The organism is Ancylobacter tetraedralis, from assembly GCF_014195655.1.
Classification (GTDB): domain Bacteria; phylum Pseudomonadota; class Alphaproteobacteria; order Rhizobiales; family Xanthobacteraceae; genus Ancylobacter; species Ancylobacter tetraedralis.
This window is the reverse complement of sequence record NZ_JACICD010000027.1, coordinates 1-1504: the sequence shown is the minus strand read 5'-3', so window position 1 is coordinate 1504 and position 1504 is coordinate 1. Positions and strand designations below refer to the sequence as shown.

Here is a 1504-nt window from a genome sequence, read left to right as displayed (position 1 = left end):
TCCCAACCTGTCAACGGCCTTCTTGCAGAAAAATGACAGGCAAACGACGCTGTGGATCAATCGCCGCGAAAACGTCAGAAATCCCGACCTTTCAAAATGTACCTGATTGATCCTGACGTTGCCCCTTATCCCTAATCCAGATTGAAGTTCGTGGTGGTCCATTGAGAGGACCAGAACATGAGGCGCAGCCGCTTCACGGAAGAGCAGATCATCGGCATCCTGAAGGAGCACGAGGCGGGAGTTCCGGTCTCGGACCTGTGTCGCAAGCACGGGGTTAGCGACGCCAGCATTTACAAATGGAAGGCCCGTTTCGGCGGGATGGACGTGTCGGAGGCCAACCGGCTGCGGGCGCTTGAGGACGAGAATGCCAAGCTGAAGCGCATGCTCGCCGACGCCATGCTGGACAACGTCGCGCTGAAGGATCTGAAGTGGTGACGTGCGCCAACGAGCGCAGATTTGTCGCCCACCTCGTGGGGCATCACGCGATGAGCGAACGGCGGGCGTGTAAAGCCACCGGCTTCTGCCGCATGACCATGAGATACAGAGCCACGCGCGGGAATGACACCTCGCTGCGGGAGCGCCTGAAGGCCATCGCCCGGGAAAGGCAGCGGCTTGGGTACGGGCGTCTCCACGTCCTGCTGCGGCGGGAGGGCTTCCGGGTCAATCACAAGCGGCTGTTCCGGCACAACCCGTGAGGAACGGCTGATGGTCCGCCGGCGGGGCGGTCGCAAGCGTGCGATCGGGACACGGGCGCCGATGATGATCCCGCTGCGACCGAACGAGCGCTGGTCGCTCGATTTCGTCGCCGACCCGATGACCGATGGCCGCCGCTTCCGGATGCTGGCCATCGTGGACGATTGCACCCGCGAAGGCCTGGCGCTGGTAGCGGACACGTCGCTGTCCGGGGTGAGGGTCGCTCGCGAACTCGATCGGCTGCTGGCAGAGCGCGGCCGGCCGAAGATGATCGTCAGCGACAATGGCAGCGAGTTCACCTCCCACGCCATTCTGGCCTGGGCCGACGCGGCTCGGGTCGAATGGCACTACGTCGCGCCAGGCAAGCCGATGCAGAATGGCTTCATCGAGAGCTTCAACGGCCGCCTGCGCGACGAACTGTTGAACGAGACGCTGTTCTCCAGCCTGGCGCAGGCCAGAGCCGCTCTCGCCCGGTGGCAGCTCGACTACAACACCATGCGGCCGCACTCGAAGCTGGGATGGCAGACGCCAACCGCCTTCGCCTCAACGTTCCACCCGCGGCGGGATCAGACGCTCCGCATCATCAACGGCTCCACGTCAGCCCACGCCGCTCCACACGCCCGAGAAGACAAACCCAACCGCCAGAACGAACTCACAGCTGGATAGAAGTGGGGGGAGGCAACGTCAATCCGAGCGCACCACGATATCGCTCATCGCGCGGGCGCATTTTGACGCACAAAAACCCCGCCGTGGGGTAACCACAGCGGGGATTTGTTGGTTTGTGAAGAAGCGAGCTGTGCTTTGCAGGCCT

1 pseudogene is annotated in these 1504 nt (G+C 63.0%); it reads left to right on the top strand.

From position 1 onward, the window contains the following. The first annotated feature begins 177 nt into the window (after window positions 1-177). A pseudogene (locus FHS55_RS23190) lies at window positions 178-1359 on the top strand (IS3 family transposase). The last annotated feature ends 145 nt before the right edge of the window (window positions 1360-1504 follow it).